At 71.3% G+C, this 6,142-nt stretch carries 6 protein-coding genes; 4 read left to right on the forward strand and 2 right to left on the reverse strand.

Annotated elements, in window-relative coordinates; translation table 11 throughout:
• Positions 1-35: 35 nt before the first annotated feature.
• Together ACR9ZG_RS07700 and ACR9ZG_RS07705 are read right to left on the reverse strand one after the other, a co-directional pair.
• The gene (locus tag ACR9ZG_RS07700) at positions 36-434 is read right to left on the reverse strand and encodes an ImmA/IrrE family metallo-endopeptidase (RefSeq protein WP_481284237.1); all 399 of its coding nucleotides are present in this window, start codon (positions 432-434) and stop codon (positions 36-38) included.
• A 55-nt stretch (positions 435-489) separates the two neighbouring features.
• Positions 490-966, reverse strand: coding sequence for a helix-turn-helix domain-containing protein (locus tag ACR9ZG_RS07705; RefSeq protein ID WP_481284238.1), 477 nt, complete (start codon positions 964-966; stop codon positions 490-492).
• A 111-nt stretch (positions 967-1,077) separates the two neighbouring features.
• Between ACR9ZG_RS07705 and ACR9ZG_RS07710 the strand changes: the two genes are divergently transcribed.
• From ACR9ZG_RS07710 to ACR9ZG_RS07725, 4 genes are all read left to right on the forward strand, one after another.
• The gene (locus ACR9ZG_RS07710) at positions 1,078-1,341 is read left to right on the forward strand and encodes a helix-turn-helix domain-containing protein (RefSeq protein ID WP_481284239.1); all 264 of its coding nucleotides are present in this window, start codon (positions 1,078-1,080) and stop codon (positions 1,339-1,341) included.
• 86 nt (positions 1,342-1,427) lie between these two features.
• The gene (locus tag ACR9ZG_RS07715) at positions 1,428-3,302 is read left to right on the forward strand and encodes a cell wall-binding repeat-containing protein (protein WP_481284240.1); all 1,875 of its coding nucleotides are present in this window, start codon (positions 1,428-1,430) and stop codon (positions 3,300-3,302) included.
• A gap of 40 nt (positions 3,303-3,342) precedes the next feature.
• Positions 3,343-4,392, forward strand: a complete 1,050-nt coding sequence (locus ACR9ZG_RS07720; RefSeq protein WP_481284241.1) for a cell wall-binding repeat-containing protein — start codon at positions 3,343-3,345, stop codon at positions 4,390-4,392.
• Between the two features lie 162 nt (positions 4,393-4,554).
• Positions 4,555-5,976 (forward strand): LPXTG cell wall anchor domain-containing protein, encoded by a 1,422-nt coding sequence (locus tag ACR9ZG_RS07725; protein WP_481284242.1) that lies wholly within the window; start codon positions 4,555-4,557, stop codon positions 5,974-5,976.
• Positions 5,977-6,142: the final 166 nt, after the last annotated feature.

Raw genomic sequence — 6,142 nt, forward strand, 5'->3', positions numbered from 1 at the left:
GGCAGCGCGGCCGTCGCGCCCGCGCTGCCCCGCCGCTACAGCGCGCCCTGCACCCGGATGACGCGGTCGCCGACCCGCTGCAGGCAGTTCTCCTGGAAGTGGCGCACCAGCTGCTCCGTCACGCACAGCTCGTCGGCGATGTGCGCGATGTCCGGGTTGACCAGCTCGAGCGCCGCGTACTCGTACGGGTCGATCAGCAGATCGGCCGCGTAGCTGTCGGCGAGGCGCTCGTTGCGCGGGCTGTCGCCGCGGTGGCCGTAGTCGTGGTGGCCGAGTTCGTGCGCGATGGTGGTGCGGCGCTCCGACGGCGTCAGGCCGACGTCGAAGTAGATCCGCGACTCGTCGGGCGAGTAGTACCCCATGATCCCCGGCGGGAGGTGCGCCGCCCACACCCGCAGCCCCCGGTCGGCCGCCATCCCCAGCAGCATCCGCATCGTTCCCCCTGTTCCGCGCGTCCTCCGGCGCGCTGCTCCGGCGCGCCGCCGCGGATCAGCCGCGTGCGTCGCGCTTCGTCGTCCTCGCGCCCGGTTTGGCCGCGAGGCCCACGTCCCCCGTGGAGACGCCGCCGTCCGTGAAGTCGAAGTCGTCGGCGTCGGGAGGATTATGCCCGGCGGTACCGACAGAGCCGTCGCGCGGGCGGGTGCGGCCGCCGGTCGCGGCGTCGGCGAGGGGGACCGCCCGGCGCGGCGGGGTGCCGCGGGACCGGAGGGACGCCTCCAGCACGTCCCTGTCGATGCGGGCGATGAACTCCTCCGGTTCGACGCCGAGGAAGAGCGCGAACGCCTCCACGTCGGTGAGGGAGAACTCGTACTTGCCGCTGATGCGGTCGCGGACGTACGTCTCGGACCGCCCCAGCTCGCGCGCGAGCCCGCGCCCGGAGAGGCGGACCTGCCGCATCCCGCGCCGGATCGCCTCGGCGACGAGGTCGCCGAAGTGACTCGGCGGGTCCTGCTTGTGACGTGCCATGTCCCCATCATGTCGGTCCGCGACCGCCTGGTCGCCGACTATGCATGTGTTGCCGCTGAAATGCGATGTGAGACATTGACAATGCCGTTCTAGGAACGCAAGACTGCCCTCATGACGATCTTCCTCGCTCCCACCGACAGGACGGGCACCCTCTCGGACCGGGTGGCCACGCGCGTCCGGATGCTGATGGCGGCACGCCGGGCGACCAACCGCGAGCTCGCCGACGTGCTCAACCTGAGCGAGCGCGCCGCCCAGCGCCGCCGCCAGGGCCACCTCGAATTCAGCCTCCGCGAACTCGAACTCGTCGCCGACTGGCTCGACATCGACCCGGCGGCGCTGCTCAGCGGGCGCGGGATCGACGGGGGAGCGGTGTGAGGCGAAGCGTCCTGCAACGGAAAGGAACACGTATGGGGATCAAGACGAAGCGACGAGGGGGCGGTGCTGTCGCCATCGTCGTCGCAGTGGTTGGAGGAATCTTGCTGGCCGGTGGTGGCCCGCTGCCGGCGCTTGCGGTCGAGGGGCTCGACGACGATGCTCTCCCGGCGGTCGACCTGGAGACGGGGAAGCAGATTCCGGACGGCCCTTCGTCGTTGGAGGGGACAGCTGGATACTCCACCTACGCCGGCATTCGCGCCAACATCCACGACTACACCGTCAGATTCGTGGCGTCGAGCCGCGCCGAGCTCTATCGCGCGCCGATGAAGGCGGTCGCCGACGAGCTCCGAGGTCTCGGTGTGGCGAACCTGAACGTCGTAGCCGGGCAGTTCCCGGACAAGCAGCCGGGCGAGCACGAAATCTACGTCCACACGGAGCCGCAGGTGCCGTGCCGATCGGGAGCTGCCGCCTGTGCTCAACCGCTCGTCGTCCCGCGCGCGAATCCGGGCGAGTACATCGCCACTTCCGGTTACGTGTGGGTGGTCCCCATGGTCGACGGTTACGCCGAGGTCGATCGTCGCCATGTGCTGGCGCACGAGATCGGGCATGTCCTGGGTCTCGACCACTACAGCTCCGCCTTCGCGGGCAGCTACCAGGTCATGCATCCGAGCGACTACACCGCCAAGACATATCAGAAGGGCGACATCGCCGGGCTGACCTACCTCGCCGGCGCTGTCCCGCGCGGGAATCTCGATTCGGTCACGGTCGCCTCACCGGGGGCCCTGCGTGTCGCCGGCTGGGCGCTCGACCCTGATCAGTTCGCCGCGGCGTCGATCCGCGTGACGATCGACGGTACGACGGTGGCCGAACGGGTCACCAGCGTGCGTCGGTCGGACGTCGACACGGCTTTGGGCCTCATCGCCGGAACCCCGCGCGGATTCGACGTCACCGTCACCATGGCGGCCGGCGCGCACATCGTCTGCGTCGCCGTCAAGAACTATCCTCTCAGCACGTGGCTGGGCGTCGGGCAGTGCCGCGCTGTCATCGCTGCGGGCGCCGTCACGGTCGACCGCGTCCAGGGCGCCGACCGCTACGCCTCGGCCGCCGCGGTCTCCCGCGCGGCGTTCCCGTCGACGGCGCCGGTCGCCGTGGTCGCGAACGGCGACGCCTTCCCCGACGCGCTCGCGGCCGGGCCGGTGGCGAGCAAGCTCGGCGGGCCCCTGCTGCTCACGCAGGCCGGAGGCCTTCCAGCTGCTACCGCCACCGAGATCGCGCGGCTCAAACCCGCGAAGATCGTCGTCGCCGGAGGCACCGCCTCGGTCTCCGACAGCGTGTATGCCGCGCTCGCCAAACTGACCACGGTGACGGCGCGGGTGGGCGGCGTGGACCGCTACGACACGTCACGTCGCCTCGCGACCTATGCCTTCGCCTCGGCGAGCAGTGCGTACGTGGCCTCGGGCGACGCATTCCCCGACGCGCTGGGGGCAGGCGCTGCGGCCGCTCGGGCGAGTGGTCCGCTGCTGCTGGTCAACGCTGCCGCGAACGCGGCCATCGACACGCCGACGGCGTCGCTGCTGGCGAAGCTCGAGACGAGCCGGGTGCGCGTGGCCGGCGGTACCGCCGCGGTCGCCGATGGAACCGTGAACACCGTGAAGGCCGCTGTCGCCGATACGAAGCGGGTCTACGGTGCGGACCGGTTCGACACCGCGATCGCGCTGAGCAAGGACGGCTTCACCGGCTCCAGCAGGGCGTTCATCGTCAACGGGATGAAGTTCCCCGACGGCATCGTGACGCCTCCTCTGGCCGCGCGGACCGGGTCGCCGGTGTTCCTCTCGTCCGGCACGTGCGTTCCGAAGGGCGTGCTCGGCGAGCTCGGCCGGCTCGGCGTGCGCACCTTCACCCTGGTCGGCGGCACGACGTCGCTGACCGCCGACGTCGCGGGGATGAAGCTGTGCGCCTGACCCCCGCGACCCCTCACGACAACACGAAGGAGACCACATCATGATCCGACGCATCCTCGGCGTCGCCTGCGCCGCTGCGGTCGCGGTGACCGCGCTGGCGGCAGCCGGGCCGGCCGACGCCACGGACGAATGGGAGTACAACCAGGGCGGAACGCCGCTCGTCCTCACCGAGAAGAGCCGCCTCCAGGGCGACGATCGCTATGCGACGGCCGTAGCGGCCTCCCGTGCGACCTACCCGCGCGCCGTCGACACCGTCTATCTGGCCAGCGGGCTGGACTTCCCGGACGCGCTGTCGGCCGGTCCGATCGCCGCCCGCACGAAGGCGCCGCTGCTCCTGACGACGCCGTGGGGGCTGCCGCTGCCCGTCCGCGCCGAGCTGGAACGGCTCAAGCCCAAGCGGATCGTGCTCGTGGGTGGAACCGTGAGCATCTCCGCGGCCGTCGAGCGGACCGTCGCTGCTCTGGCGCCGTCGGTCGTGCGCGAGGGCGGGGCCAACCGCTACACGACATCCTGGGGCCTGGCCGACCGGGCGTTCCCGGGGACGGTTCCGGCGGTGTACCTGGCGACGGCCGTGGATTACCCGGACGCGCTCTCCGCGGGTGCGGCCGCCGGGCGGGATGGGGCTCCGGTCCTGCTCGTGGACGGGGGCGCGTCCACGCTCGACCCCGCGGTCATCGCCCTCATCAAGCGGATGAAGCCGACGACGGTCTACGCCGTGGGTGGAGCCGCGGTCATCCCCGACAGGCTGCTGGCGTCCGTGCGCTCGCTCGCGACGGTGACCCGGCTCGGCGGCACGGATCGGTACGCGACCGCCGCAGCGGTCGGGGCCACGTGGACGACGGCAACCCGGGCGTACATCGCCTCAGGGCAGAACTTCCCCGATGCCCTCGTCGGCTCCTCCGTCGCGGGCAGCGCGGGACAGCCGCTCTTCATCGTCCCGGACATCTGCATTCCGCCGGAGATCACCAAGACGGCACAGGCGCTGAAGCTGAGCGACGCGATCTTCCTCGGCGGATATGCTGCGCTCTCCGAGGTGACGTCACTGCAGAGCTGCGACGCGCGCGTGATCGTCGGGCCTCTCATGCAGTGATCACCGCCTGGAAACACCCCCGAGCTCCCCCCCCCTCGCTCGGGGGTGTTTCCCATCACAATCGTTCCCATAAGCTTTGTGAGGGGAATTCTCGGCGGATTCCGGTCGTCGCGTCAGGCTTTCCCTGCAGTGATCGACGACGACCTGACAGGTGCTGAACACGTGAAGACCCGAAACTCCCGACGCTCCTGGGCGGCCCGCGCGGCCTCCCTCGGCATCAGCCTCGCCCTCGCCGGCGGCGCCGCCCTCGTGGCGACCGCTCCGGCCTCCGCCGACGACACCACCGTGGTCCACCCGGGCGACATCCGTCCCGACGAGACCACCTACCCCGGCTGGCACCAGGGCTACGCGAACGCCGCCGACAAGGCCGCCGTCACCGCCGAGGGCCTCACTCTCACGGGCGCGTCCCAGATCATCTACGGCTACAGCGATACCGAGCGGCTCCCGGGCAACCAGCTCCTCTCGCTCATCGACGACGGCGAGGTCGCGTGGTCGAGCACGGCCGACAGCGACGCTTCCTTCTTCCAGATCCCGGTGAACTACGGCACGGGAGGCTTCACCACCCTCCGCCCCGCCCAGCCCGTCGCCGGCGACAACACCGCATCGGCCGACCAGCAGTGGGTCAGCAGCAAGGCCATCCCGGTGAGCGACACCAACGCGACCGAGCTGCCGGCGAACACGCCCGCCGCGCTCGGCGACATCCTCGCCGCGCTCGACATCGACACCGTCCAGGTGCTCGGCTTCGGCGTGCTGACGCAGGACGGCACCTCCAGCACGGTCACCAGCATCCGCTGGAACCACACGACCTACACGTTCGAGCTCGACCAGCTGGCCGCCGGCACCGTGACCATCGCGGGCGAGTCGAAGATCGGTGCCACGCTGACCGCGACGACCGCGGGATGGCCGGCCGGCACCACCTTCCACTACCAGTGGTTCTTCAGCGGCGGCCAGTTCGGCGGCGAGATCGAGGGTGCGGCCGACGCCCCGACCTACACGATCGCGGACGCTCAGGCGGGCCTGCAGGTGGGCGTGCGCGTCACCGGCCACAAGGACGGTTTCGCCGACACCGCGGTGAACAGCAACCTCACCGACTGGATCCCCGCCCCGCAGAAGGCCGCCATCCCGGCGCCGGTCGCCTCGTCGGCAGATCTTCCCGCCTACTTCGCCGCGAACGGCGTCACGGTGCAGTCGCCGTCGGCGGCCCAGCTGCCGGCGAGCCTCGACCCGACGCAGTCGTACCAGGCGCCGCTGGCGTGGGACGGCCACGACACCTACGTCGACGTGTACGCGTACTCGACGCCGGTCCTCATCGGCACCTTCCCGGTCGTCAACGGCGTCGCGCAGATCACGCTGACCCCGGCGCAGCTGGCCCAGCTCGGAACCGGGCCGCACACCCTCGTGGTCGTCGGCCAGACCTCCGGCCTCATCGCCGGCGTCTCGTTCACCGTCGCAGCGGTCGCGGCGGCGGCGGTCCTCGCCGACACCGGGTCGGACCTCGTGCTGCCGGCCAGTGCTGCCGCGCTGCTGCTGCTCGCGGGCGCCGGACTGCTCGTGGTGCGCCGCCGCCGGACGGTCCGCGCCTGACGCCGTCCGCCTCCTGACGCACGAACGCCCCCGCTCCGACCGGAGCGGGGGCGTTCTGCGTTGCGCGTGAGGGGGCTCGAGGGTCGGAGCGGTCCGGAACCACCCGTTAAAGACTGCGGCGGCGGCGGTCCTCGCCGACACCGGGTCGGACCTCGTGCTGCCGGCC

It is taken from the genome of Leifsonia sp. KNZ12-8B (genome assembly GCF_056755495.1).

Coding starts and splice junctions, on each gene's coding strand:
- ACR9ZG_RS07700 (WP_481284237.1), bottom strand. CDS start 434: ATGCGGATGCTGCTGGGGATGGCGGCCGACCGGGGGCTGCGGGTGTGG.
- ACR9ZG_RS07710 (WP_481284239.1), top strand. CDS start 1,078: ATGACGATCTTCCTCGCTCCCACCGACAGGACGGGCACCCTCTCGGAC.
- ACR9ZG_RS07705 (WP_481284238.1), bottom strand. CDS start 966: ATGGCACGTCACAAGCAGGACCCGCCGAGTCACTTCGGCGACCTCGTC.
- ACR9ZG_RS07720 (WP_481284241.1), top strand. CDS start 3,343: ATGATCCGACGCATCCTCGGCGTCGCCTGCGCCGCTGCGGTCGCGGTG.